The sequence below is a fragment of the Pirellulales bacterium genome, from assembly GCA_035533075.1.
Classification (GTDB): domain Bacteria; phylum Planctomycetota; class Planctomycetia; order Pirellulales; family JAICIG01; genus DASSFG01.
On record DATLUO010000091.1, the window covers coordinates 75025 to 100275 of the forward strand.

Here is a 25251-nt window from a genome sequence, read left to right on the forward strand (position 1 = left end):
CTTGTTTCGATGATTTTCGGTCTTGGTTTGGCAATGAACGTAGGGTGGGACCAGCGAGCTTGCGAGCGCCGGCCCACCGTAATCGACGTCGCCAACGGTGGGCCGGCGCTCGCAAGCTCGCTGGTCCCACCCTACGGCTGCGGCATAAAAGCCGTAAGATGGTGCGTCGTCCCTTCATGGTCGCAGCTCCTCGGCCGAGACGATGTCGCCAATCCGCGCTCCCCCGGTAAGGCTGCGGACCTCGATCACGATCGCGCGGCCGCGCTCGCCGGCGAGCGCCAAGCGGGCCGCCGTGGCCGTGCCGTCGGGATAGAACAACACCGCCTGCGACCAGGAAAGGTCCACCGAGCCTTTCCGACGGTCCTGAGCGGCGAACTGCTGCGACCGCGCATCCGACGAGATGTCGTCACCGAAAAAGGTGATCCCATCGGGCAACACTTCCTCGACCGGCGGAATCGACGACGCTCGATCGCTGCTCGACGCGGCGTAGGACCCTTGCGCGGAACCGCCCGATTGCATCCCGCCGGCGCCTACGGAGCTTGTTGACTGCAAGAGCGCTTCGTTATTGGTGCGGACATCGATGCGGTAGCGCGGTTTGTCGCGCTGATAGCTGAAAGCGAAGGTTTCGCCGCTGTTGATCGCCCGAGTGCGCGTCTTGATCAGGTGCATTCTCACTTGCTCGGCCGCCCGGCGCAGCCGTTGCGTGGCCAGCGGACGTGCCAGCGCGGGCCACACCATGGCCGCCACCGCCGCGATGAGAGCCAGCACGAGCAGCAGTTCGAGCAGAGTGAAGGCTGCACGGCGGCCAAGGGTAGACGGTAGACGGTAGACGGCAGACGGGGGTGGGAGAATTGCGAATTGCGAATAGCGAATTGCGAATTGCAAATTGCCCGTCGGCCGCCAACGTCGGCGCCGGACGCCCGATGCCTGATGCCTGATGCCTTTCATAACCGTGTACCGTCCGCTGCTTACCAATTGCCGATGTCATCCTCGGTGCCGTCGGCGCCGTCAGGGCCGAGCGACCAGGCATCGTACGAATCGGTGTTATGGCGGCCCGGCGCCGCGTAGTTGTAGGGTCGCCCCCAAGGATCGGGCGGCACCGCCTTTTCCAAATACGGCCCCTGCCATTTCGAGCCTTGACCCTGCGCTTCCGGCGGCGCGCTGCGCAGCGCCTCGAGACCCGATGCAGTCGTGGGAAATTGCCCCATGTCGAGAAGGTACGATTGCAGCGGTGTATCGAACGCCTGGACCTGGCTCTTGGCCGCGTTGACCAACGCTTTTTTCTGAGCGCCGCGAATCTGAATGCCCACCAACGAGCCCAGAATGACGAGAATGACCAGCACCAGCAAAACTTCGATCAAAGTAAAGCCCGAACGGCGTCGGCGAGTAGACATTGCATTAACCTCCCACGAGTTTGTATTCATAACGTCTCGACGTCCGTTGTCAGTGGTCCATTGTCAGTTCCGACGGACCACGGACCACGGACTAAATCGTAGTACTCATCTTGATCACCGGCAGCAGGAGTGCGATCACGACGACCAGCACCGCGCCGGCCAACACCAACAACATGATCGGCTCCAGTAGCCGCACAAACAGGTCGAGCTGCCGCCAGGTGCGGTTCTCCAGTCCGTCGGCGATGTTGATCAGCACCGCTTCCAGTGTATTCGATTCTTCGGCCACCGCGATCATTTCCACGACGGTGCCGGGAAACTGCCCGGAGGCGGCCAAGGGCGCCGCCAACGATTCGCCGGCCGAGATGTTCTTGGCGGCGTTCTGCACGGCCAAGGCCAGCACGCGGTTGCCGGTCGCCTGGCTGGAGATTTCCAGCGATTTGAGAATCGGCACGCCGTTGTGCAGCAAGGTGCCCAGCACGCGGCAGAAGCGGGCCACCGCCAGGTTGAGCATGATCTTCCCCGCGCCGGGAATGCGCACGCGCCAGCGGTCGAGCCACAGCCGGCCCTGCTCGGTGGCCAATTTTGCCCGTGCGAAGAATCCGCCCGCCACCGCGACGACCACCACGCCCAGCCCCCAATGCCGCAAGAAGTCGCTGATGGCCAGCAGGCAATCGGTGACGGCGGGCAACTCGCCCCGCTCGCGCAATTGGGCAAACAGCTCGGCGAATTGGGGCACGAAAAAGATGACCAGCACCGTGACCACCGTCGAGCCGACGATGGCCAGAAAAATGGGATAGGCCATGGCGCCCAGGGTGCGGCCCTTGAGGTCTTCCTGTTTTTCGGTGAACTCCGCGATGCGGCCGAGCGCTTCTTCGAGAAAGCCGCCTTCGCTGCCCGCACGCACCATGTTCACGGCCATCTCGCTGAACACGCGCGGATAGCGCAGCATGGCGTCGCCCAGCGAAGTGCCTTCTTCGACCTGGGTGCGGACCTGATCCAGGATGTCGGCCAGCCCCGCGTGTGACGTTTGCCGCTTCAATACATCCAGCGACCGCAACAGCGGCACGCCGCTGCGCAGCAGGTCACCAAGCTGGGAGTAGGTGGTGGCCATCAACTGCGGGCGCACGCGGCGGCCGCGCCAGGTCTGGCTTGCCGCGCGCTGGGCCGAGACTTCCAGCGGAAACAGCGCCTTCTGGCCCAGCAGGCCGATGACTTCGCGCTCACTGGCCGCGGTCAAAGTGCCGGTGATCCGCTGGCCGGTGGAGTTTCGGGCGATGTAGGCGAATTCAGGCATTGGCAATTCTGGATTTTGGATTTTGGATTTTGGATTCGGTGCAGCAACCACTGCGGTCGAAAATCCAAAATCGAAAATCCAAAATCACTTCCCTCCGATCTTGTCGCTCTTCGCCACCCTCACGACTTCCTCGACGGTCGTTCGTCCGGTCAACACCTTTTTCCAACCGTCTTGCCGCAACGTGCGCATTCCGTCGTTCATGCCCGCTTGTTTCAACTTCCAGGCGCTGGCCCGATCGTGAGCGAGCTGCCGCACCGCTTCCGTCGTGACGAGCAGTTCATAAATGCCCATGCGGCCGCGATAGCCGACGTGCCGGCAGGCGCGGCAGCCGACCGTGCGGTAGATCGGCTGGCCGCCCTCGAGCATCTCGCCGAGCGGAAAGTCGGGCGGCACATCTTCGGCCGCCGGCGTATAGGGCTGCTTGCACTCAGCGCACAACCGCCGCACCAGACGCTGCGCCATCACCGCCTCCACCGTGCTGGCCACCAGGAACGGCTCGACGCCCATGTCGATCAAGCGCGTGTAGGCGCCGGCCGCGTCGTTGGTGTGCAGCGTGCTGAACACCAGGTGCCCGGTGAGCGAGGCCTGAATCGCGTTCTCGGCCGTTTCCAAGTCGCGGATTTCGCCCACCAGCACGATGTCGGGGTCGTGCCGCAAAATGCTCCGCAGCGAGGCGGCGAACGTCAGGCCGACCTTCGCGTGGACCTGAATCTGATTGATGCCTTCGAGCTGGTACTCGACCGGGTCTTCGGTGGTGATGATCTTGGTGTCGTTGTCTTTGATTTCGAGCAAGGCACTGTAGAGCGTGGTGGTTTTGCCCGACCCGGTTGGCCCGGTGACGAGCAAGATGCCGTGCGGCATCTGAATCAATTCCTTGAACGTCTTATATTGGTCATCGTCCATGCCCAGCTTTTGCAGCGAGAACTCCATCGAGCTTTTGTCGAGCAGACGCATGACGATGCCTTCGCCATGAATCATGGGGATGACCGACACGCGGACATCGACTTCGCGGCCCTTCACTTTGAGCTTGATGCGGCCGTCCTGCGGCAGACGCTTTTCGGCGATGTTGAGGTGGGCCATGATCTTCAGGCGGCTGATGATGGCCGCCTGGAAGCGATTGATTTCGGGCGGCGTCGGCTGGGCGTGGAGCAGGCCGTCGACGCGGTAGCGGACGCGCAGGCCCGACCCTTGCGACTCCAGGTGAACGTCGCTGGCCCGCAGCTCGATCGCTTCCAGCAGGATTTCGTTCACCAGGTGGACGACCGAGGCCTCCTGGGCCATCTCCGACAGTTCCGAGCCGTCGGTCTCGATCTCTTCCAGCAGTTCGACGCCGTCGTCGACCGACTTGGCCATCAGGCCGTCGATGGTTTCGCTGCCCACACCGAGGTGAGTCTTGATCAGCTTGCTGATCTCCATCCGGCTGGCCAGGACCGGTTCGATCGTCAGCCCGGTGGCGACGCCCAGTTCGTCGAGCGAGTAGAGGTCGAAGGGGTCGCTGGTGGCCACGACGAGCGAGCCGTTGCGGCGCTCGATGGGAAACAGCGCCTGGCGATAAATGAGCCGCGTGGGAAAGTGCTTCAGCAGGTCGAGATCGATCTTCGTCCCGGCGAGATCGACGAATTCCAGCCCGATCTCGGCCCCCAGGGCGGTCAGCGCGGCTTCCTCGCTTGCCAGGCCCAACTCGACGGCGATTTCGTCGATGCGCCGGCCGTCGACTTGGGCCTGCCGTGCCACGGCGAGCTGTCGCTCGTCAAGCACGCCGCGTTTGAGAAGGATTTCGCCTGCTTCCATCGTCCGCCGAAGGTCTCCCTCTCTCCGCCGGGCCGGCGTGGAGGTTATGGTTCAAATGCACCGGGCGGAGTACGGCATCGTCTGCCTCAGGCCGCCACCGCCCGGTTCGGTCGCGTCTCGAAGATACTGGCCCAACCGGCTGCCCGAAGCCGCTGGCGGGGTAAGTATTTAGTATCCCCAGGCTTGGCAGCGGTTACAACCGGCCGGTTGGCTCAGCGTGTACCGGACAAGCTGCGCCGCTCGGTCGCTGACGGAATGGGCGGCCGCGTGCCCGGCAGCAGGCGCCGCGCCGCGACAGGCGTGTCGTGTCCACGATGCTATTGGCGCGCTCGCAGGGCGTCTGCTTGCGAATGAAAAGCGCCGCGCGCGGCGTTTTTTACACCGCCTTTGCCTGGTCTGCCGCTTCGCGGCGCAACACAAAAGCGACACGCGCGCGTCGCTTTTGTTTTGCGCCGGCGTTGCGGGACGCGACCGCATTCGCCGTAAGTGCCAGCGCCGCCGAGCGTTGCGGCCGACCATGCCTCGGTGGCCGTTATCGTTTGAACCCAATCAGGGGCCGGTCGAGCACAAGCTCGAGCATCAACCGTCGATCGTCGCGAACGTCGGCGTCCGAGATGCCCCTTCGGCCGTTGAGAATCTCTGCCGCCATCGCTTCCACCGACGGCCATTGAGCGGCGTTGTATCGAGCGCGGGGCAGGTCGACGGCGAGCCAATAGGCTCCGCCGACAGCCGCCTGCAAAGCCAGACACGCGGCCGCCAAGGTTGGTTGTCGCGGGCCGAGCCGATCCAGGCCAATCCAAACACACACGAATAGGGCCGGCAACAGCGGCAACAGCAACCGCGCGCCCGTATCCATAGCGTGTGCCGCGATCAGCAACAGATAAAATGGCATGTACCAGGCAAACAGATCGTTTCCTCGCCGTCGCCAGCGAAACCAGCCGTACACCACCAGAGCACAGAAGGGCACGTGGACCAGCATGTTCACGTCGGTCCAATCGCCCGGCGTGCCGTGGCTCTTGAACAGGCCGGGCAGGCAGACGCGGCCCATGTCGCTGACGCACAGTTGCACGCCGCGCGAATAACTCTCCAGTGGCGACCGTGCCGCGTCGTGGAACTCGTCGGCATACGATCGGCCGCCAAGTTCAGCGGCCACCCTCCGCTCGTGTGCGACGAACAGCGCGACGGGCGTGCCCGCCGCGATTGCAATCACGGCCGACGCGACGGCGGCCTTCAACCACGACAACTTGCCGGCCCTGGCCTCCAGCCAGGCCCAGACCACGAAGGCGGGCACGATCATAGTGCCAACCGGGCGAATGATGCATAGCAGCGCGGTTAACGCCGCACCGGCGGCCAGGCGACCCCCAAAGAGCGAATGCAAATCGGAGGATGGCCTTCCTGGGCCGTCCCGTTCGTCCTTGGAAGGCCTAGGAAGGCCATCCTCCAGCCTCGCGCCAGCCAGGCTGCGCAGAATGTTTACCACCCAAATCAGCGCGCACATGAAGGCGATCTCGCTCAGCGGGCGGCGAAAGTGAATCCAGAAGCCGTGATTCACAACCGTGAGACCGGCCACCCAGATAGCGGCGTCGGGCGACACCTGCCGCGCCCAGTAATAGACGCCCAGCAGCAGCCCGACCGCGAGGAGCCATTGAAACATCGCGATGCCGAGGAACGGCCGGTTGTCGAACAGAAAAAACGGGCTGATCAGGGCGGGGTAGCCCGGCGAATACCAGAGCAGGGGACTGCCGAAATTGGTCGGGCCGGTTCCACGGGCCAGGCTCCGCGCCATCGACAGGTACGATGCCGAGTCGATCGACGAATACCACCACGGGTCGATCTGCACCGCGAGCAGTATCGCGCAGACCGCCAGCACCGCTCTGGGCCGCGACGGGCAGTTGGCAATCCATTGCTTGACGACATGCATTGAGAATCCTGCGTGCTGGATGCCCCGTCCGCTTGCGGAGCAAGCGGGCTACGATTCGCCGAACCGCCGCGCGATCACACAACTTGCCTGGCCTTGCGGCGTGAAGCTGAGATTCATGCAATTGTCGCCTGGATCGCCGGGTGCCGCGGCAACCACGTTCAGCCGGCAATCGGGATCGGGCGTCTTGTAATTGAGCACCGGAAAAAGCTGCCGATGTTTCAGCGCCAGCGTGCTGGCGATCAATTCGACCAGGCCGCCGCCGGCCCCCAGATTGCCGAAATAACTCTTGGCCGCGGTCACCGGCACATGGTCGGCCTGCTGGCCAAACACGTCGCGAACCGCCCGCGATTCATACACGTCGCTGTGGCGTGTGCCGAGGCCGTGGGCGTGAAGATGGCCGACGTGCTGCGGCGTCAGGCGGGCCTCACGCAAGGCCGCCCGCATGCTGTTCGCCAGCGCCAGCGTGCAATCGGCGGTCAGGTCACGGCCGCTCACCGCCGAGGAGGCCGCGGCCACGACTTCGCCATAGATCGTGGCCCCGCGTTTTTCGGCCGATTCGAGCGACTCCAACACGACCGCGCCGGCTCCTTCGCCCAGCACCATTCCGCCGCGGTGCAAGTCGAAGGGACGAGCGGCCTGGGTAGGATCGTCGCCGCCCTCGGCGAGCCTCTCGGCCAAGGCCGCATGCACCGCCTTCATCGGGTGGACGCGCGTGCCGGTGGCGCCGGCGATCATGGCGTCGGCGTGGCCCCGCACGATGACCCGAAACGCCTCGCCGACGGCCAGGTTGCCCGACGCCTCGCGGTGCGTGAGCGAGTTGTTCGGCCCCCGCAGGTCATTATAAATCGCGATGTGGCTGGCGGGCATGTTCGGCAGGTATTTCAGCAGCCAGAGCGGGTTCATCTTGCTCATGCCCTGCGTGGCCCAACGCGAAAAATGAAACTGCCCCGCGTCGTCGAGGCAATCGACGACGCCCGCCGTGAACTCGTCGGGCATGGTGAGCATATAGTCCGAGCCGAAAACAACGCCGGTGCGATCGGGGTCGCACTTGCCCAGGCCGAGCCTGGCGTCGCCCAGGGCCAGTTGCGCCGCCGCCACCCCCATCTGGCACTCGCGGCACATGATTTTCAGCCCCTTGCGGACCTGCTTTTTTTGTTCGCCTTCCAGCGGGCCAAAGTTGTCGACGTGTCCGCTGAAGTCGCGTGCTTCGGCGGCAAAGTTGACCGGCAACGCATCCGGCGGCAGCGACGTGATCGGCCCCACGCCGCTGCGGCCGTTCGACAGATTCTGCCAAAGAGCCTCTTTGCTGTTGCCCAGGGGAGTGATGAGCCCGATGCCGGTGATCACCACCCGCACGTTGCGGCGCTCGCTTGTGTTGACAGGCATTTCGTATCCGGCGCCGACGGGCAGCCAGTCGCTTGTAGAACCGGTGAGAAAACGGGCAGACGGGGTATTTTATGCAGCCGGCTGCCGGGCGTCGAGGCGGATTTGAACCCTGAACCCTGAACCCCGAACTCTGAACCCTACACGGCTAATAGCGTCCGTGATAGGTCTTCACGTCGCGCATGCCGCTGCGAGACGTGTCGGGCGTCTGGCCGACCTTGCCTCGATTGTCGATGAACACCAGCAGATCGGCGCGCGGCGGGCCCGTGAGACCCGGAACCAGACCGTTCGGCTTGCCGGGCACCGGCGTCGCCACGACGCCCAGGCCCACGAGCAACACCTGGTCGGACGGCCAGCGAAATCGCTCGTGCAGCCCGAAATGCGCGATCTGCGGCACGTGGACCTCGGCCTGCTGCCGAGGATTGACCGCGTTGCCCGCCGGCACCGACACGCGGACCAGCCGCTCGAGCTGATCGATATTGCACTTGATCACGGCGTCGACCAACCGCCCGTCGAGCGTCATGAGCGGGCTGAGTTCCAATGAGAACCCTTCGTCGAACTGCGCGTTGTCAGGCTCGTAAGAGGGAATCCGCTCCGGACGCAAGACAAGGTTTCTAACATAGGGGCGTGGCCGAATGGCCGAGACCGTGGTCGATTGGCCATTGTTCACCAGCAGATGCGGCGAGCTGTGCTCGCGGAAATCGTTCCGCTTGCTGAGCTCGGAAAGCACCAGCGCGGCGTCTTCCTTATGCAGCAGCCAGGCCTGAATTCCTTGGGTTTGCGTGGGCACGGAGTGCAACATCGGCTGGAACTTGGCCCGCCAGTTCGGACTTCCCACGGTAATGACTCGCAACCCGAATGAGTTCGCTTCGGCCTCGCTGCTGACGAACCGGTCGACGATCTCTTCCACCACCGCCTGCACTTCGGGCGTGTGATAGGCCGTCACCGTGCTTTGGTCGGCATAGAGCAGCGAACAGATGTCGGAATGCCAGGTTTCGTAGCCCGTCTCCCGCAAAATCCAGTCGATGACGGACTGTTCCGGGCGGTTGGTTGAGGTGACCCGCACCGTGTAGGGCCGGATGTTGTAGGTGCGCCACACTTGGCCGGCCTCGTTGGGCAATCCGCTGGGTGCCTGCGAATTCTCATCGCGGGTCCGGCGGGGAGCTTGGGCCAGCCGTTCGGTGCGGGCGGGTCCGGCCGGTTCGCCGGCCCCGCGCGCCGGCTTGCTCAGCACCTTTTTGCTGATTGCCGCTCCGCGCGGCTTGCCCGGCGGCGCGGCCGCCCGGCCGGGTCCGGGCATGGTTTCATGGGTCGCTTCCTCGGTTGCTTCCGGCAGGCCGTCCTGGCCGATCACCGGGCAAACGACGGCGGTCGCAACGTTGATGCATCCAAACGTAATCATGAGGCGCCATGCGCCCCGGCGGAATCGCGAAGACATGTTCAGCCTCCATCTGGCTGTTTGAAGAGGGGAGGCGGAGTATAGAGCGGTCGGCGCAGCCCGGCAAGACCGACATGAACGGCGTCTTGACCGCACAAAAAGGCCTGGCGGACGCAGCGCGAGACACACTGGAAGATGCCGACTTCGGTTTCGTAAATGATCTGGCGACCGGCATAGGCAGGCATGTGAGCACCGCTGATTGTTCGCGTCAATGTACATCGGGTTCAAAGCCTGTCGCGCGGCGCGACGAACGGCTCCGGGCGTCGGATTCTTTGGCAGGTTTGCTCCGCCCGCCGGACCTGAATAGACTATGGGCGTCTTATTTCGGCTTCTCTATTGCTTCGGCCCATATAGTTCATCGCAAAGCCAAGTGCGATACGCGACTGAGGTGCATGCATAATGCGCGGCAATCAAGCTAAGTTAATAGAACAGTGGTTCACAGAATACAGCCAGGACGGCGATTTCGTGTACGAGGGAAGACCTCTCCCGTACACCGTCATGGCACCCGCAAAGGCAAGGGGGCGTATCGTGTTCGCGACAAAACCTGGCTATGCCGCACAAGCCATTTATGAGTCTAGCGAGTATGCGTCAATCGGTTTGATTGGCCGCTATGGCCTTCCATGCCGTTTCGATTTGGCATGGATTCGCGATGTCGCTGCCAAACACCAGTTATTTTTTCTTGGGGATATGGATCATCCTGACCTCATGATTTTTTGTTGGTTACGTGCGCGTCTGCATCCAAAACGAATCGAACATCTCGGTGTTAACGATGCTTACTTGCATCAGCTTCAAGTCCAATTGCCGGATTCGTTCATAATGCGATGCTCGCGGTCCGAACGAAGATCCCTTCCTGTCCTGCAAAAGGCATTTCCCGACCTATGCAAAACGGTGGGAGTCAATTGCGCCCGAATGTTGGAGCAAGGCCAAAAAATCGAACTAGACGCAGTCAAGAGCGCGTTGGGAGCGTTCACACCACTTTTGCGCCCTCTTATCGCCTCACGAAAATGAACTGGCCTCGTCAGCGGAGTTCGGGGGTGAATGAGTCACTCCCAATGCGGCACAACTTGCCTCTGGATGATCGATCTCAACGCGGACACAGGTATTGAGTTCGACCGTGAAAGGCTTGAACGGTCTGCGACGTATCATCGCCAGTAACACTTTCTGAGAATTTTCCGTGGTCATTGGTTTTCCTTTCTCCGAATCGTGCCCTGAATCCGATCGCCGAGGTCCGCGGCTGGGAAGCCCGTCAGCTTCACGATACTTGACGAGGGGGATCCGGTTCCAGCCCCGCGTGACGCAAGCCCTCCGCGTGATGCCGAAACGGCGGGCACATGCTTCACACCACGGCGGCCGGCCCAACAGCGCTCTCGAGCACGCTGCTTGGCTGATTGCTTCCTCGCCGCACGTAACCGAGCGCGAGCGGGGCGCCTGCCCGCGGCGAAAATGCCGCTGACGTGACGTGACCCGCCACGTGGCCCGACGCCAACAACTCCGCGCCGGGCGAAGGCACCTGTTCGCCTTCGTATCTCAGCCGCACGAGCGTCTTGTTGACATGCCCCAGCGCGTCGATGCGGGCCACGGTCTCCTGGCCGATGTAACAGCCTTTGTTGAAGCTGATGGCCAGCGCGTCGCGGCCCACCTCCTGCGGCAAGTTCTGATCGCTGATGTCGATGCCGTACCAGGGAAAGCCGGCCTCGAGCCGCGCGGCTTCGAGCGCCGCCGAATCGCAGGCGATCGCGCCTTGCGAAATCAATGCCTCCCGCACAATGGCCTGCGACGCCCGGCCGAAGAGCAGCAAATACCCGCCGCTCCGTGTGATGTCGACGCGGACCAGCGTGACGGGCTCGCCGGCCAGCAGCAACTCGGTGCTGGCCAGGCGTTCGCGCGGCAACGTGCCGGAGGCGATCTTTTCCAATACCGCACCGCTGCCGTCTCCGGCAACGAGCAACTCGGACCAATCGCCGCCCCGGTCGTGCAACTCGACTTTTTCGCGAATCAAATAGCGGTTCAGGTGATTGAGCAGGAATTCGTCCTGGGCGGCAACGGTCTCGATGATGAACGATTCGCGCCGGCAAATCAGGAACACGTGGCCGCGCACGTGCCCACGGGCGTCGAGCAAAAACGCCTCGCAGCCGCTGTCCGGCTGCAAGCGTTTGACGTCGTTGGTCGACAAGTTGTGCAAGAAGCCGGCCCGGTCGTCGCCCGTCACCTCGATGCGAGTGCGGTGCGTGAAATCGACAAGCCCGGCCGCTTCAGTGAGCGCCTGGTATTGTTGCTCGAAGGTTTGCATAGGAAGGATGAGCGATGAGGGACGAGGGATGAGGGATGAGGGATGAGGCAGCCTCCGATGTCGAATTCCTGAACCCTGAACCCTGAACCCTATTCTTGTGCTGCCGGAACCACATACTGCGCATTCGACAGCACGATGCAGGACTCATGACGCCGGGCCAGCCGGCCGACGTCGCCCGGCTCGCTGATGTGCGCCATGCCGAGATCCTCGACCAACGATTCGTCGAGCCGGCTGAGCAAATAGACCCTGGCTTGCTCGGTTGCCCGTGCCAGCTCGATTGCCTCCAGCGCGTCGACGGCATGCTCTCGCCGAATACTTTTGACGAGCAGTTCGCGGTCTGCCAGACGCGACAGGCCCGTCACCGCCGGACCAGGCTCGACCGCCAACTCCGTGCAGACCGCGATCGCCCCACCATCGGCCACCAGGCACGATGCCGCGGCCAGCGCCCGGGCCAGGTTCTGCCACGTTTGCTGCTCGCGGCCGCCGGCGAGCGAAGCCACCACCAGACTGGCCCGACCAGGCACGCCGCACCTCCACGCCGATTCGTAGGCCAAGCGGCCGGCCCGGAACACTGCCGGGATCTCGCCGGCCAGCACTTGCAACAACCCGCCGCCACCACCGGGCAAAGCCTGCACCGTGAACTGTGTGCCCAGCAGCCACCCCACTTCATCGATTTCTTCTCGCTGCTTCGCCGCCTGTTGACGCCGCGCGCCGGCTGCCGGCTTGTGGAACCGCGATTGCGTCCGAGCGTCGGAGAACGTGGGAAACAGCCCGCCATACTGGCCGTAGTAACCGATCGTCGGCTCATGCCGCAGACAGCCGATCGGCACCACGAGATCGGCGTCGAGCAGCGTGCGGTTCATATACACCGGCTTGCCCTCGTGGTTCGACGCCAACAGCGACAAACTGCCGGCCGCATCGGGAGCGTGGACTTCCAACGCCACTTCGTCGCGCCAGGCGTCGGGCAACAAGCTGCGCGGGTCGCGCTCGCCGGCGGCCACGGCGGCCGGAGGGATGAGCACGGCAAGCTGGTCGGCCGACGCGCCGTGCTCCACAAGATAGTTGGCCACCGCCGCCACCAGGGCCGTCGCCTGCGGCACGCCGTGCTCCAAGGCCAGCACAATCCGGTCGCCGGGCACGGTCGCCCGTGCCAGCGCCGGAAAGTTCAGCGGCTCGTCCAGCGCGGCGGCAACCGCCGCCGCGGGATCGTCAAGCACTCCGCCACGCGGCTCATTGAAGACCGCCAGCAACGTCTCGTCCGGAAGATCGAGACCGACGTGTGACTGGGCGCCGTAAGGCAGAACGCAAGACATTGGGCAAGATACATTAAACAGGGAAACCGGTGACAGCGATGTCCGTCGAACAATGGTATCGGACAGCCCCTGTGCGTCAAGAAGCCGAGCTGGACCCGGACCGGCATTTTCCGCATGATGCCGCACCTGCCGGCAACGTTGTGGCTGGACCGCGCCGGTGTGGCCGGGCCCGACGGATCGACCCGTCACCGAGTGTTCGACCTGGCCTATGTCCGGTCGTTGCCGGCTTTCACGATCATGGCGTTGAACGCGCATGACTCGCCCTCCGGACGACCAATCGTCGGCCGCTGCCGCTCGATGCTCTCGATGACATACGACGGGCGTCCCTGAATCTGCTGATGCATCCGCGCGAGATACTCGGCGAACACGGCTAGCACCGAGAAATGCATCGCCTGCAGCAGGAAAGCCACCGCCGCGACCACCGCGGTGCCCGAAAGGGGTCCGTTCGCATACCACTGGACTGCCGCGTACGTCGCCAGCGCGCAGCCGATGACGAAAGTCAGGAATCCGCAGAGAAGCCCCAGACGCAGCGGACTGGCCGAAAACGACACAACCGCGTCGATGCCTAGTCTCATCATTTTGGTGAACGGCCACTTCGTCACGCCGCTGAACCGCGAATCGCGATCGAATTCGATCGCCACCTGCTGAAACCCCATCCAACTCATCATGCCGCGCACAAATACAGGACGTTCTGGCATCGATAAAAAGACTTCCAGCGCCCGACGGCTTATGAGCCGGAAATCGCCGGTGTCGTCGGGGATGCGCACTTCTGCCAGCATATTAAGAAGCCGGTAGAACGCGGCGGCGGTAAAGCGCTTCCACGCCGATTCGCCGCGGCGCGAGCGCCTTTTGCCGTAGACCACGTCGGCGCCGTCGTCCATCAGTTCGAGCATGGTCGGCAAAAGCTCTGGCGGATCTTGCAGGTCCGCGTCAATGATCAGCACTCGCTCGCCACGCACCGTGCTCAAACCGGCCACGAGCGCCGCCTGTTGGCCGAAGTTGCGAGAAAGGTTCACCCCGACCACCGACGTGCTTTGCGCGACGAGACGGCAAATCTCGCTCCAGGTGGCATCAGTCGAACCGTCGTTGACAAAGACGATTTCAAACGGCTTGAACAACTCGCCACAGGCCGCTTCTGCGGGCGTTCTTCCTGGAATAAGCCTGCCACCAAGCCAGCCCATTCTTCACTCCGCTTCGGCATGCATCGCCTCCTCGCGTTGGTTGAGCTTGGTCAAATCCGGCATATCCGCGTCCCATCGCAGGCTGTCGATTCGCAATTCGGCCAGCCGCCGGCGCGCATAATCGCAAGCTTGCTTTTGCGCGAACATCAGCTTGCAAAAGTAATCGGCGGGCACATACATGTCGCCCGTGTCGGCGATGCTGGCCGCGTGACAGCCGCCGTTGCAATGCGCGGCGAGCTCGCACGAGTGGCATTTGATGCGCGGCGCTTCGCTGTGGTCGAGCAGCTTGAGCCGATTCTCCGGCCGGCTGAAACCGGAGTCTACGGAACCCAGCGGCAGCGGCGCGGCGGCGCTTCCGCCCTTCGCGCCCCAGGCGAGCTTCGAACAACCGTGCAAGGTGCCATCGGGCGCGATCGCCAGCCGACCGCTTCCGGCTCCGCACCCCCACGCGCTGCGCCGGCTGTGGGCGAAAGCGGCGTCGAGTTGACCGAGCTCGAAGAGGCCGATGCGAATTCGGCGGCTGCGCTGGACCACCCGTTGCTCGACGAAATAATCGAAGGCGTCCATCAGCCCCTCCGCATAGTCGGCAATTTCGCGGTCTGCCCAGGCAACGTGCGTGGCGAAACCGATGATGAACTGATTGATCGCGAGATCTTCGTGCAGTGCCCGCACGTCGTCGCCGAGTTGCGCGGCCGATTGCGGCGTGATGGTCATGCGCGCCCCTTGCCAGTGCTGGTAGCGCTTGAGCATCTTCATCTTCGCGGCCACGATCTGGAAGGTTCCCGAGCCACCGAGCGTGCGGCGGTGCCGATCGTTGGTGAGCTGGGCCCCGTCAAGACTGAGGCAGTAATTGACGCCGTTGTCGCGGAAGAACCTCGCGTGCTCCTCACGAATCAGTACACCGTTGGTCTGCATATCGAAAGTGACGCTCTTTGCTCGCCGCCGCGCGTGGTGACCTGCATAACCGACAACATCTTGGATCAGGTCGACCATCAGCATCGGCTCGCCGCCCATGAACGTCACGGCGACCCGGGGCGCGTCGCGGCTGGCGTCCATGAGTAGATCGACGGCCGCACGCGCCGTCTCGAGAGTCATCGAAGTGTGGTGGTCGGCGCCGTACTCGAAGCAGTAGCTGCAGCCGAGGTTGCATGCCTCAGTCACGATCAGCTCGAGGCACTGGACCGGAGGAGCCCAGGCCTGCAGCGCCAATTGGTGCGCAAGCCGAACCGTCGGCCGGTTTGCCATCGTCAGTCCTGACGCCGCTTCACGAAACATCTCTTACTTTCCCACAATTCACGAAAGATCGAACATTCTGATTTGCTACGATGGCGGCGGTGGGCTGTACTGAGTGGTGCTAGACGGACAGCCGCTGTACTGGCCGGAGCAGTTGACTTGGTTGTCGCACGCGAAGGTGCCCTGCGTCTGGCATGAGAAACTACCAGAGTTGTTAATCGCGTCGCCGCAATTGAACTGTGCGTTCAGGTTGCAGTCGAAGTCGTCGCTCCCGTTGCAGGTGAAGTAAACCACGCACTGAAAGTTTGCGCCCACTGCGTTGGGGCCCGCGCCGCAAAGGAAGTCGCCGGGATTACCGTCGTTGCCCGGTGGGTTGTAGGGATTGTTGTTGCAGCCGGTCGCCCCGGTGGCTGTGCATCCGAAATTCTGGACGCAGGTATTGCCGGTCATGCAAAAAAAGACATGGCCACTCGTGCAGTCAAACCCAACGTCGCAGTTGAAAGTGCCATCGCACAGATAGTCTAATTCGGTACTACACTGGAACCCACAGCCGTCGGCCGTAGTGCAGTCGAATCGCGAGCAGTCGTACACCGCGGTTGTGCAGTCATACACCTGGCTGCCGTCCGCACCGCCGCAATTATAGGCACCCTTCCCAGCACAGTTGAAATTGCTGCCGTCCGAGCAGTTAAACGTTCCGAAGCCGCCTTGGCCGCAATTAAAGCCATTGGGAAACAGCGGCGGACCACAAGTGAAGTCCGCGTCTGCGCATGGGAAGTTTACTGTTGGGGGAACAGCGTTATTGCAGCCGTTTCCTACTTTGGTCTCGCCCACGTACAACTGCGTTGAGAACTTCTCGGCGGCGGCAATGCCGCGCCAGGTATCAGTGGCAAGCTGCGAAAGGCGGGAGCGCGCCGCCAGCCGCCGCATCACGGCGCTCAATACCTTGGCGTCGCTGAGGGCGTCAGAAACGTGTCTCGCGATCGTGTCCTGCCTGGCCTCGTCGGCTATCATTGCTCGGTTCCTTAAGGATCGAAGTGGATTCTGTTGGGATTTGCGCAGCCCGCGAACCGCGCCGAGCGCCTTACCCCTGGTCGCTGAATGTGAGGCGGACCCGTGCAGGGTGCCCTTCCGCCACAGTGAGCACAAACATCGGGCAATTCGGTCCCGGGCCCACGGGCAGGCTTACGGGGCCCAATGACACAATTCCGCGTTCCTGGATTCGCTCATCCGTATAGTCAATCTGGTCGCTCGCAAGCACCCTCCCCGTTGCGTCGAGCACCTCGACCGTCAACCGCCTCCGCGCATCTGGAATGATCGGGCCCTTCGATTCGAATTCGACGCCGAACGAGAGGTGGCCGCGCGGTACATGGAGCGCATTGATCATTAGCTTTATGGGCCGGACCAACTCACACGCGTTTTCATCCAGCGGAACGTCCCAGTGCGCGTCGGGAGGCTTGGAAGGCGGCCAATCGACCAGAATTTCGCATGCGCGGCGGTTCCAACGCCGCGCGATACTGCGCACGACGGGCACGTGCAACAACGCAGCGAGCAGCGCCAAAGCCGCCAATAACCAGCGGCGACGGCTTACGCGTTTTGCCGGAGGGCCCGACGCGCCGGAGCCGGGCGCTTCGCTCCGCGATTCGTTTTTGGCCGGTCCGGATTCGTACACGATCTTCCCTCCTTCGATGAATACCGGCATCACGACTCGACGCACGGCCCGCCCATGTCGGCACGAAGCGTATCGGGTCCGGTGAGAAGATCGTCTCCTTCGCCGGCCCCAAAAATCTCGCGCGTGCGTTGGCGCATGTAGGCGTGTACTCGCTGGTTAATGAATACGATTCGGCAGCCCAGGTCGTCCGGGTCAAAAATGCTCCCCGTTGCCTTATAATTGACGGCCGGGCAACCGCCGCCGCAGACCTCGTTGAATTCGCAGTTTCGGCACTTCTCGCGCGGCCCGACCGCGGTGTGCATGAACTGCAAACGATTGTCGATGCGCGTGAAGCCCTGAAAGACATTTCCATACGGCAGCACCCCGTTGTGCATGCCTGTGATGGTCGCCAGTTTGGAGCAGCCGTAGATGTCGCCGTAAGAGTCGACGCAACAGCGCCCTCGCCCGGCGCCGCACCCGAATGTGGCGTGGCCGTCGGCTTCGCCGAGCTCGCCTTCCTCGAACAGGCTCATGCGGAAATACTGCTTGTGGAACTTCTTCTCCAAATACAACTCGCAGAGTTCATAGAGGGCCTGCTCGTAGCGCGCGAGGTCGCTCACCGTCCAGGGCAGCCCGTGGGCGTAGCCCAAAATGAACTGGTTGATTCCGCGGCGGTGCAACTCGTCGACGCTCCGCGCCAGGTTCGGCCCAGATTCGGGCGTGACGCTGATCTTGGCGCCCAGCCAGGGCTGAAACCGCTTCATGATTGGCAACTTCGCCGCCACGACTTCGAAGCTGCCGCGGCCGTTGGCGAACTTGCGATAGCGATCGTGGTCCTCCTTGCCGCCATCGAGGCTCAGCAAGTAGTTGACTCGTGCCTTGGCGAGCCAGGCGGCCTTTTCCTCGGTCATCAAGGTGCCGTTCGTGGTCATGTCCCAGTGGATCGTCTTGCCACGCTTGTTGGCTTCAGCGGTCGCATAGGCGTGGACGCGCTTCATCAAATCGAAGCGCAACAGCGGCTCGCCTCCGAAGAACAAGATCGTGATGGACTTCGTGGGGCCTGATTCCTCCATCAGGAAGTCGATCGAAGCGATGGCGGTTTCGTCCGACATTTGATGCGGATTTTTGTCTTTCTCAAAGCAGTACGAACAGCGCAGATTGCACTGGTCGGTGAGGATCAGCTCCATGTAACAGAGCCGGGGCATCCGCCGCGCGACCTGGTTGCCGCGAACCGCCTCGGCCAAGGAGCCAAGTGTGGCGGACTCGTCGCGCGGCCGGCCTCCGCCGCCACCGCAGCCCGCGCCACAGCCGGAAGTCATCGTCGTGTTAATGATGGGAAGCGCGCTCACGGTCATTTTTTTGACTCCTGCATTACGCGGTCGGGACGGGCGCCGCGGCATTGGCGGCGATGCAAAGCGCAGGCTGAACCAAGGCGCGGCCGGCGATTCGGCGGCGGCCCAAAACGCCGGCGAACGGTCGTCGTATACCGAGCGGACCGGCTCGAAAGTCGCCAGGGCCTGCGCCTTTTCGGGCCACGGCGGCGCGGCGCGAACGCCCCAGTGCCGCTGCACTTTCAGCATCGCCAGCGGCTCGCCGAAGGCCCAGTTTTGATAGGCGATGAAAGCCGCCAGACCCCAGCAGGCCAGCGGCAGATAGAGCGCGAGCCGCGGGCCGGCCGAGCGAAGCCGCCTGCTCGCGCGACGCAAAACGTGGACCGCGAAAGGCGCCAAGAGCGCCACGCCAACCGGCCGCGCCGCAGTCGCTAGGCCCACCATGAGGGCGATCGCCCAGAGCGGCCAGCGACGTTGCATGGCGTACATCGCCAGCACCAGCAGCAGCAGGCACGTCGACTCGCTGTAGGCCAGGCGAAAGAAGCAACCCGTCGGGCACAGCGCCGCGGCCAGCACCGCCCAGTCGGCCAATTCGCGGGTCGGGCTTTCCACCATCAGCGGCCCGGCGCTGCTTTGCGCCGGACGCGCACCAGGCGTGAGCGGAACGCCGTGGAGGGCGTTCCCTACAGGGGCGCCGGTCGGTGCGGGGCGTATAGCATGTGGTATCGGCGCCCGGCCACGAACGTAGAGGGTGAGCATGCCGAGCGCGGCCAGGAACGAAACGTTGGAGACCATCACTAGAGCGGCTTCGGCCGGAATGCCGGCGATTTCCATGACGTCGCGCCCCAACAGCGGATAGACTGGAAAAAAGGCGGCGTTGGAGCGCGTGCCGGGGTCGTAATGATACCCCTCGGTCGCGATCTGCGTGTACCATCGCCCGTCCATCCAACGCAGCGCGGCAGCCAAATCGCCGCGATGCGATTGGGGGGCCGAGGCGGGGCGCAGCAGGCAGAACCCGAACGAAAAACCGAGCGCCGCCAACAGGCCGGTCAGATACCAGTAGGCCACCGCGCTCAGCCAGAGATTAAATAAACCGGCCGTAGCGCCTTCGGCGTTTCCGTGGTCCCCCTCGTCGACGGCAATGGATGACATAAGTTAAGTGATGGCAGCGGAAGGTGAGCGGCTTCGTATCTCTCCACCATGTAAGACCGACGCCGCCTCCCAAACAGTCACTCTGGAAATCCTGACCTACGACGCAGGCCGTAGGGCAGAACGCAAGACATTGGGCAAGATACATTAAACAGGGAAACCGGTGACAGCAATGTCCGTCGAACAATGGTATCGGACAGCGGTCGGGCGTCAAGAAGCCGAGCTAGACCCGGACGGACGGTTTACGCATAATGCCCGCCGCGCGCTGCAAGGAGGATGGCCTTCCCAGGCCGTCACGAACGCGTGCTGACGGGCTAGGAAGCCCATCCTCCTTGTTCGTTCCCCCAAACCTCAACCCCATCCGCGCCCCATGCACCGACTTATCAACCGCCGTCGTGCTCTTTGTTCCCTCTATCGCGTGGCGTTGTTCTTGCTGCTCTTGCCCGGCTGCAAAAAGCCACAGCCGGCTCTGCCGGAGCTGACTTCGGCGTCCGAGATCCTGGAGCGAATGGTGGCGGCCTACCATGAGGCGCAGAGCTATCAAGACAGCGCCGAGGTGCGGCTGCACTTCAAGAAGTCGGGCGACAAAGACAGCGTCGTCGATGAAAAATGGGACTACTCCGTCGCGTTGTCGCGGCCCAACAAGCTGCGGATGCACGTCTATCAATCGGTGGTCGTATGCGACGGCAAGCATCTTCACGCCGTGCTCAACCTCGACGAAGTGCGCGGTCAGGTGCTCGAACTGCCGGCGGCGGAAAAGCTGACCGCACAAAGCGTGTTCGAGAGCGAGCCGTTGCTGGGCCAGGTGTTGACGCAGGGCGGAGCGGCGGGACCGCCGGTGATTCTGCCGCTGCTGTTGGAAGAGGCGGCGTTGGAGCCGGTGCTGGAAGGCGCCGAGAAGCCGACGCTGCTGCCGCCCGAAACCGCCGACGGCGAGCTGTGCTACCGCGTCGAGGCCAAACGCCCGGACGGCAAGCTGGTGTTCTGGATCGACCAGAAGAGCTTCGCGCTGCGCCGCATCGAATATCCGACCGCCGAGTTCCAGAAAGGCGTCGAGGAAAAAGAAGGCCGCGTGACCGAGCTTTCGCTCACCGTCGAGTTCACCGGGGCAAAGCTGAACGCCGACGTGGAGTCGACCGCCTTCAAGTTCGAGGCGCCCCACGATGCCCGGTTGGTGCAGCAGTTCATTGTGCCGCCGCCGTTGTTGGGCCAGAAGATCGGCGACTTCAAGTTCCGCGGCCTCGACGGCGAAGAGATCACCCGCGAATCGCTGGCCGGCAAGGTGGCCGTGCTGGAATTCTGGGCCACGTGGTGCGAGCCTTGTATGAAGAATCTGCCCAGCGTCGAGCGCGTGGCCGACCGTTATCAGGAGAACGACAAGATCGTCTTTCTGGCCGTGAGCGTCGATAACGACCAGATTGCCGACGATGCTGTGCGTGAAAAGTTCGCCGAGAACAAGTTCACGCTGCCGATTGCCCGTGACCCGAACATTGCCGCGCGCGAGGCGTTTTTGGTTGAGTCGCTGCCCACGATGGTGGTGCTCGGCCCTGACGGCGTCGTGCAGGATTACGAGAACGTGCTCGACCCGGAGCTGACCGACACGCTGCCGCCCAAGCTCGACAAGCTGTTGGCCGGCGAAAGCATTTTCGAAGAAGCGCTGCGCGAGTACGCCGCCCCGGCGCCGTCGGGTAGTCAGACGGAAGCGGCCGTGGCGGCGGCCGAGATCGCTCCGGCCAGCGGTCCGCAAAAGCTCGCTATGTCGTCGCTATGGACCTGCCGCGACCTGACCTCGCCCGGCAACGTGCTGGCAACCAACGGGCCTGACGGACGTGGCCGCCTGTTTGTGCTCGACAATTGGCAGACCGTGGTGGAGCTCGATGGCGACGGCAAACCGGCCGCCCGGCACCGCCTCGACCTGCCGAAGCAGCCGGAAGAAGCGGTGGTCAGCTTTCTGCGCACGGCGGTCGATGGCCAGGGGCGGCGCTATTTCGCCGGCTCGGCCAACGGCGTGCGGCAGCTTTTCGTATTCGACGCCGATTGGAAGCGGCTGCTGACCTTTCCCACCGACGGCACGCATCCGGGCATCACCGACCTGGTGTTTGCCGATCTCGACGGCGACGGCGCTTTGGAGATCAACGTCGGCTTTTGGGGGCCGGCGGGAGTGCAAAGCGTGTCGCTCGACGGAGAGCGCCGCTGGAAGACCCAGACGTGCGAAAACGTTCTCAAGCTGGCCGCTTTGACGGGCAATTCGGAGGGCCCCGCGGAATTGCTGGCGACGACGGCGATGGGCAGCGTCGTGCCGATCGACAAGCAGGGTCACGAACGAAAGCCGTGGCCCGCCGGCAAACGGTTTGTCCAGCTCGTCTTTACGGCCGACCTCGACGGCGACGGCGCCAGCGAAATCTGCGCGATTGGCCCCAGCCAGACGGGCGACGAGATGCGGCCCGGCGACAACGCCGCGTTCGGTCTCGATCGCACGGGCAAAGTCGTATGGCAATATGACTTGCCGTCCGGCGTGCCCGCCAGCGGAGCTTTGGAATACGTCACCTCCGGCAAACTGGTTGGCGACACGGCTCAATGGGTGATCGCCGGCCCCGACGGCTCGGTCCACATTCTCTCTGCCGATGGCCAGCCCATCGACCGTTTCAACAGCGGCGTCTCGTTGACCGGCCTCGCCGTGGCCCAGTTCGACGGCACGCCGGCGTTGGTCTTCGCTTCGTCCGCAGGCATCGAGGCCCGCCGCTTCGAACAGGCGGATTAGGCATCGGCATCCCGGTGCTATCGATCGCGCGAACGCCGGAGGTAGACCAGGGCCAACCGCCGCTCGTCGTCGGTCCAGGCGTTGTCGATCGTCAGTCGGACCTCGCGGGCCATGCGCTCGACGTCGTTCCAGCCATAGCGCTGCGAGCATTCCGTGCGGACCGCCTCGCCCTGGCGAAAGCGAATCTTGTGGTGATCGATCTTGGCCGTCTGCTCGACCCGGCTCACAAGCTGCAACTCCACGCGCCGCGACGAACGGTTCCAGCAGGCCCGGTGCGCAAAGCGGTCGACACGGAACGTCGCCGAGAACTGCCGATTCAGGCTCACAAGGGCGTTGAGGTTGAAAGACCGCAATCGGTCTCCGTCGAAGTCGTGCAACTCGGAATCGCACCGCAAATCGACGCCCACCACGATGCCGCCGCGTTGGCCGCAAAGGCCCGCGGCGCCTTCCAGCAGACGCATTGCCGACGACGGCGACAGCGTGCTGAACGCCGAGCTCGAAACGTAGACCAGCAAGCGCGTGGCATGCGACCACGCGGCGGGCAAGGCAAAACAACTCGTGAAGTCGGCGCGCACGGGAATGGTCCGCAGCCAGGGCAACGTCCGACGTACGCGGGCCACGCCGAGCTTCAGTGAAGCCAGCGAGGCGTCGACGGCCACATAGGCGGCCGGCCGCGTAAGGGACCGCAACAGCGCCAGTCCCGCCCGCGACGTGCCGCTGCCGTAATCGACGACCACCGACCGCTTGCCGGCCATGCGTCGCAACTCCCTGCCCGACTCGCGGAGCAGTCGGCACTCGCGACGGACGAGCGAGTAGCCCTCCTGCTGGCCAATGCGGTCGAAGAGGCGGACGCCACGCGCATCGTAGAGCAACGACGAGGGAAGCTCCTTCTCGCTCTGAACGAGTCCCCGGACGATTCTCTCCTCCAGGTTCGCCGTGCCGGGCACAAGGTTGTAGAAGCGGACGGGCGATTGGGTGGCTTCGCAGTATCGCATGGTGAAACGCGAATGGGTGCAAAATAGAGAAGCGAGAAAATTCTGCGAAGCAAGGGCCATGCCCTGGTGCTGCCAATCCTGTGTGAAACTTTGAGCGGTTCCTTTATGCATCGCGATGAACTGCTAAGTCACCGGGCGGCACGAAGTTAGGCCGGCGGCAACCCCAGTCGCGAGAAAAAAAGAGGGCGAGTGCGCCACCAAGGGCAGCGCACTCGCTTACCAGACAGCCTGATTCCGGTGGCCCGCCAACGGCCAGGACGTGCCGGTGAAAGCCAGCATTACGTACCGGCATCGGGAGCCGGCGGGGGCGGCGGCGCTTGCGGGGCAGCGGCCGGTGGCGGCCCACTCATGCTGCCTGGAGCATAGCCGGGAGCGCCGCAGCCGGTGCCGGAACCGCTGACCGCGCCGCACGGCCCGGCGGTGCAGCCCGTATACACGGCGCCACAACAGCCGCGATTGCGCCGGTGGTGGCGGCCACCGCAGCGGTGCCGGGCCAAGGCCGTCTGTTCCGGTGCGATCAAGCTCATCGCCACCACGGCAACGAACGCCCCAAACATCAACTTTAGTCGCTTCTGCATTGAAATCCTCCATAACAAAAGGGCCAGTCAACAAAAAAGCCCGCGCGCCGCTCGGGCGCGTGGGCTGTCCTAGCTGAACTCAAAATGGTCCGCTGATTCCCTCACCGGTCACCGGTGTTTGTCGAATCCTAGCCGCCCTGGCCTCAAAGTCAAGCTATTCGGAAAAGTCCGCCCGGTCGGCTACAATAGCCGCATGCCGACGCGGTTGGCCACGTTGGCCATCCGCTGAATCCCCGACCGGCACGCTCCTCTTCCGCATCAACAGCATAATGTCTACCTGCCTCCTCAGTGTGGCCGTAGTTCTGGCCGCCGCCGGTGCGGCGCCGCAGTCTCCACCAAAGCTCTATGTGGCCAACTCGGCGGGCAACGACCTCCATATTGTCGACACGGTCACCAATCGAGTCATCAAGCGAGTGGAAGTAGGCCCGCAACCGCACGGCCTCGCGGCCACCGCCAAGGGCGATCAGCTTTTTGTCACCATCGAAAACACCGCCGGCGACGTCGGCGAGCTGCTGTGGTTCGATCCGTCTACCGATGCCGTCACGCGGCGGATGGCCGTCGGCCCTCGCCCGAACCAGCTTGCCTGCACGCCCGATGGCCGGTTGGCGTATGTTCCTTGCGACGACGCCTCGTGGTGGGTCGTCGATACGGTGCGGGGCGAGGTCGTCACGCGCATCGCCACGGGCGGCCGTCCGCACAACACGCTCTGTTCGCCCGATGGCCAGCGAATGTATTTGGGGCCGAAGGGATCGTATCACGTGTTGATCGCCGACGTGGCGTCGCACCGCTTGATCGGCGAGATACCGCTTTCCGACGCTCCGCGGCCGATCGTGCTCTCGCGCGACGAAAAGCGGCTGTATGCCAACGTCGATACGCTGATCGGCTTCGAGGTTTGCGACGTGCCGGCCCGCAAGGTGATTTACCGCGTCGCGGCGGAGGTGCCCGACGAGCTGCTGCGCCAGCCGAGCCGCAGTCACGGCATCGGGCTGACGCCGGACGAGAAAGAGCTATGGATGTGCGACGTGTTTCACGACCGGACGTACGTCTTCGACCTGACCGTCGCGCCGCCGCGGCAGGTGGCGACGATCGTGATGCAAGGCGGCGGTTATTGGATGTGCTTTTCGCCCGACGGCCGCTTTTGCTACATCAGCGAGCGGAAGGGCAACACGGTGGCCGCGATCGACACGGCCAGCCGCCGCGTGGCCGCGCGGATCCCCGTCGGGCAGGTCCCCAAGCGCGTGCTGGTGTTGACGTTGCCCGATTGACGCGCAAACCGCCATTACGATCGTGCGCGGCACGCCCAACGTGCCCGGTACGTGGAGCGAAACGCCGCGCGGGCGAACCTCGTACGTCGGGCGGAGGACTGGCCGTGGTGCAGCCTCTATCGGTGGCTGCACGGCGGAGCCGACGACAAGCCCGTCCTTGCCTCTTGGCCGCTTCCGCGCAAAGCCGGCTGGGCGGAACACGTGAATGCGCCGCAGAGCGAGGCGGAGTTGGCCGCGATTCGCCGCAGCGTGGAGCGCGGGAATCCCTACGGAAGCGAGTCCTGGA

Annotated in this window: 20 protein-coding genes; 4 read left to right on the forward strand and 16 right to left on the reverse strand. The window is 63.7% G+C overall.

The window, feature by feature from the left end; all coding sequences use genetic code 11:
* Positions 1-174 precede the first annotated feature (174 nt).
* The 7 genes from VNH11_12390 to VNH11_12420 all read right to left on the reverse strand — a co-directional run bounded on the left by VNH11_12390 (position 175) and on the right by VNH11_12420 (position 9185).
* Positions 175-948 carry a prepilin-type N-terminal cleavage/methylation domain-containing protein gene (locus tag VNH11_12390; protein HVA47158.1) on the reverse strand — a complete coding sequence of 258 codons (774 nt, stop codon included), beginning with the start codon at positions 946-948 and terminating at the stop codon, positions 175-177.
* A 20-nt stretch (positions 949-968) separates the two neighbouring features.
* Positions 969-1394 carry a type II secretion system major pseudopilin GspG gene (gene gspG, locus VNH11_12395; GenBank protein ID HVA47159.1) on the reverse strand — a complete coding sequence of 142 codons (426 nt, stop codon included), beginning with the start codon at positions 1392-1394 and terminating at the stop codon, positions 969-971.
* Between the two features lie 91 nt (positions 1395-1485).
* The gene (locus tag VNH11_12400; GenBank protein HVA47160.1) at positions 1486-2688 is read right to left on the reverse strand and encodes a type II secretion system F family protein; all 1203 of its coding nucleotides are present in this window, start codon (positions 2686-2688) and stop codon (positions 1486-1488) included.
* 84 nt (positions 2689-2772) lie between these two features.
* A complete protein-coding gene (locus tag VNH11_12405; GenBank protein ID HVA47161.1) occupies positions 2773-4479 on the reverse strand; it encodes an ATPase, T2SS/T4P/T4SS family in 1707 nt (568 codons plus the stop codon).
* A 532-nt stretch (positions 4480-5011) separates the two neighbouring features.
* Positions 5012-6400 carry a hypothetical protein gene (locus VNH11_12410; protein ID HVA47162.1) on the reverse strand — a complete coding sequence of 463 codons (1389 nt, stop codon included), beginning with the start codon at positions 6398-6400 and terminating at the stop codon, positions 5012-5014.
* A 48-nt stretch (positions 6401-6448) separates the two neighbouring features.
* Positions 6449-7786 (reverse strand): beta-ketoacyl-[acyl-carrier-protein] synthase family protein, encoded by a 1338-nt coding sequence (locus tag VNH11_12415; GenBank protein HVA47163.1) that lies wholly within the window; start codon positions 7784-7786, stop codon positions 6449-6451.
* Positions 7787-7931: 145 nt separating this feature from the next.
* Positions 7932-9185, reverse strand: coding sequence for a hypothetical protein (locus VNH11_12420; protein HVA47164.1), 1254 nt, complete (start codon positions 9183-9185; stop codon positions 7932-7934).
* A gap of 435 nt (positions 9186-9620) precedes the next feature.
* On the opposite strand from VNH11_12420, the gene VNH11_12425 reads away from it, so the two are divergent.
* Complete coding sequence (locus tag VNH11_12425; protein HVA47165.1) at positions 9621-10229, forward strand: hypothetical protein; 609 nt, start codon at positions 9621-9623, stop codon at positions 10227-10229.
* A 328-nt stretch (positions 10230-10557) separates the two neighbouring features.
* Here the strand turns inward: VNH11_12425 and VNH11_12430 are convergent, their stop codons facing one another.
* The 7 genes from VNH11_12430 to VNH11_12460 all read right to left on the reverse strand — a co-directional run bounded on the left by VNH11_12430 (position 10558) and on the right by VNH11_12460 (position 19369).
* Positions 10558-11511, reverse strand: a complete 954-nt coding sequence (locus VNH11_12430) for a glycine cleavage T C-terminal barrel domain-containing protein (GenBank protein ID HVA47166.1) — start codon at positions 11509-11511, stop codon at positions 10558-10560.
* A gap of 89 nt (positions 11512-11600) precedes the next feature.
* Positions 11601-12824, reverse strand: a complete 1224-nt coding sequence (locus VNH11_12435) for a lactate racemase domain-containing protein (protein HVA47167.1) — start codon at positions 12822-12824, stop codon at positions 11601-11603.
* 206 nt (positions 12825-13030) lie between these two features.
* Positions 13031-14005, reverse strand: a complete 975-nt coding sequence (locus VNH11_12440) for a glycosyltransferase family 2 protein (GenBank protein ID HVA47168.1) — start codon at positions 14003-14005, stop codon at positions 13031-13033.
* A 3-nt stretch (positions 14006-14008) separates the two neighbouring features.
* Positions 14009-15166: a radical SAM protein gene (locus VNH11_12445; protein ID HVA47169.1), complete on the reverse strand. Its 1158-nt coding sequence runs from the start codon at positions 15164-15166 to the stop codon at positions 14009-14011.
* Between the two features lie 159 nt (positions 15167-15325).
* Positions 15326-16249, reverse strand: a complete 924-nt coding sequence (locus VNH11_12450; protein HVA47170.1) for a hypothetical protein — start codon at positions 16247-16249, stop codon at positions 15326-15328.
* 70 nt (positions 16250-16319) lie between these two features.
* On the reverse strand, positions 16320-16796 hold the full coding sequence (locus tag VNH11_12455) for a hypothetical protein (GenBank protein HVA47171.1): 477 nt from the start codon (positions 16794-16796) through the stop codon (positions 16320-16322).
* A 140-nt stretch (positions 16797-16936) separates the two neighbouring features.
* Positions 16937-19369, reverse strand: a complete 2433-nt coding sequence (locus VNH11_12460; protein ID HVA47172.1) for a radical SAM protein — start codon at positions 19367-19369, stop codon at positions 16937-16939.
* 367 nt (positions 19370-19736) lie between these two features.
* Between VNH11_12460 and VNH11_12465 the strand changes: the two genes are divergently transcribed.
* Positions 19737-22127, forward strand: a complete 2391-nt coding sequence (locus VNH11_12465; protein HVA47173.1) for a redoxin domain-containing protein — start codon at positions 19737-19739, stop codon at positions 22125-22127.
* 17 nt (positions 22128-22144) lie between these two features.
* Here the strand turns inward: VNH11_12465 and VNH11_12470 are convergent, their stop codons facing one another.
* Both VNH11_12470 and VNH11_12475 read right to left on the reverse strand, forming a co-directional pair.
* A complete protein-coding gene (locus tag VNH11_12470) occupies positions 22145-23122 on the reverse strand; it encodes an L-histidine N(alpha)-methyltransferase (protein HVA47174.1) in 978 nt (325 codons plus the stop codon).
* A gap of 278 nt (positions 23123-23400) precedes the next feature.
* Entirely contained in the window at positions 23401-23700 is a 300-nt protein-coding gene (locus tag VNH11_12475; GenBank protein HVA47175.1) for a hypothetical protein, read from the reverse strand.
* Positions 23701-23969: 269 nt separating this feature from the next.
* Between VNH11_12475 and VNH11_12480 the strand changes: the two genes are divergently transcribed.
* A complete protein-coding gene (locus VNH11_12480) occupies positions 23970-24965 on the forward strand; it encodes a hypothetical protein (GenBank protein HVA47176.1) in 996 nt (331 codons plus the stop codon).
* Positions 24966-25016: 51 nt separating this feature from the next.
* A partial coding sequence (locus tag VNH11_12485; protein ID HVA47177.1) for a hypothetical protein occupies positions 25017-25251 on the forward strand: 235 nt, incomplete at its 3' end.

Coding starts and splice junctions, on each gene's coding strand:
- VNH11_12390 (HVA47158.1), bottom strand. CDS start 948: ATGAAAGGCATCAGGCATCAGGCATCGGGCGTCCGGCGCCGACGTTGG.
- gspG (HVA47159.1), bottom strand. CDS start 1,394: ATGTCTACTCGCCGACGCCGTTCGGGCTTTACTTTGATCGAAGTTTTG.
- VNH11_12400 (HVA47160.1), bottom strand. CDS start 2,688: ATGCCTGAATTCGCCTACATCGCCCGAAACTCCACCGGCCAGCGGATC.
- VNH11_12405 (HVA47161.1), bottom strand. CDS start 4,479: ATGGAAGCAGGCGAAATCCTTCTCAAACGCGGCGTGCTTGACGAGCGA.
- VNH11_12410 (HVA47162.1), bottom strand. CDS start 6,400: ATGCATGTCGTCAAGCAATGGATTGCCAACTGCCCGTCGCGGCCCAGA.
- VNH11_12415 (HVA47163.1), bottom strand. CDS start 7,786: ATGCCTGTCAACACAAGCGAGCGCCGCAACGTGCGGGTGGTGATCACC.
- VNH11_12420 (HVA47164.1), bottom strand. CDS start 9,185: ATGATTACGTTTGGATGCATCAACGTTGCGACCGCCGTCGTTTGCCCG.
- VNH11_12425 (HVA47165.1), top strand. CDS start 9,621: ATGCGCGGCAATCAAGCTAAGTTAATAGAACAGTGGTTCACAGAATAC.
- VNH11_12430 (HVA47166.1), bottom strand. CDS start 11,511: ATGCAAACCTTCGAGCAACAATACCAGGCGCTCACTGAAGCGGCCGGG.
- VNH11_12435 (HVA47167.1), bottom strand. CDS start 12,824: ATGTCTTGCGTTCTGCCTTACGGCGCCCAGTCACACGTCGGTCTCGAT.
- VNH11_12440 (HVA47168.1), bottom strand. CDS start 14,005: ATGGGCTGGCTTGGTGGCAGGCTTATTCCAGGAAGAACGCCCGCAGAA.
- VNH11_12450 (HVA47170.1), bottom strand. CDS start 16,249: ATGATAGCCGACGAGGCCAGGCAGGACACGATCGCGAGACACGTTTCT.
- VNH11_12460 (HVA47172.1), bottom strand. CDS start 19,369: ATGTCATCCATTGCCGTCGACGAGGGGGACCACGGAAACGCCGAAGGC.
- VNH11_12465 (HVA47173.1), top strand. CDS start 19,737: ATGCACCGACTTATCAACCGCCGTCGTGCTCTTTGTTCCCTCTATCGC.
- VNH11_12470 (HVA47174.1), bottom strand. CDS start 23,122: ATGCGATACTGCGAAGCCACCCAATCGCCCGTCCGCTTCTACAACCTT.
- VNH11_12475 (HVA47175.1), bottom strand. CDS start 23,700: ATGCAGAAGCGACTAAAGTTGATGTTTGGGGCGTTCGTTGCCGTGGTG.
- VNH11_12480 (HVA47176.1), top strand. CDS start 23,970: ATGTCTACCTGCCTCCTCAGTGTGGCCGTAGTTCTGGCCGCCGCCGGT.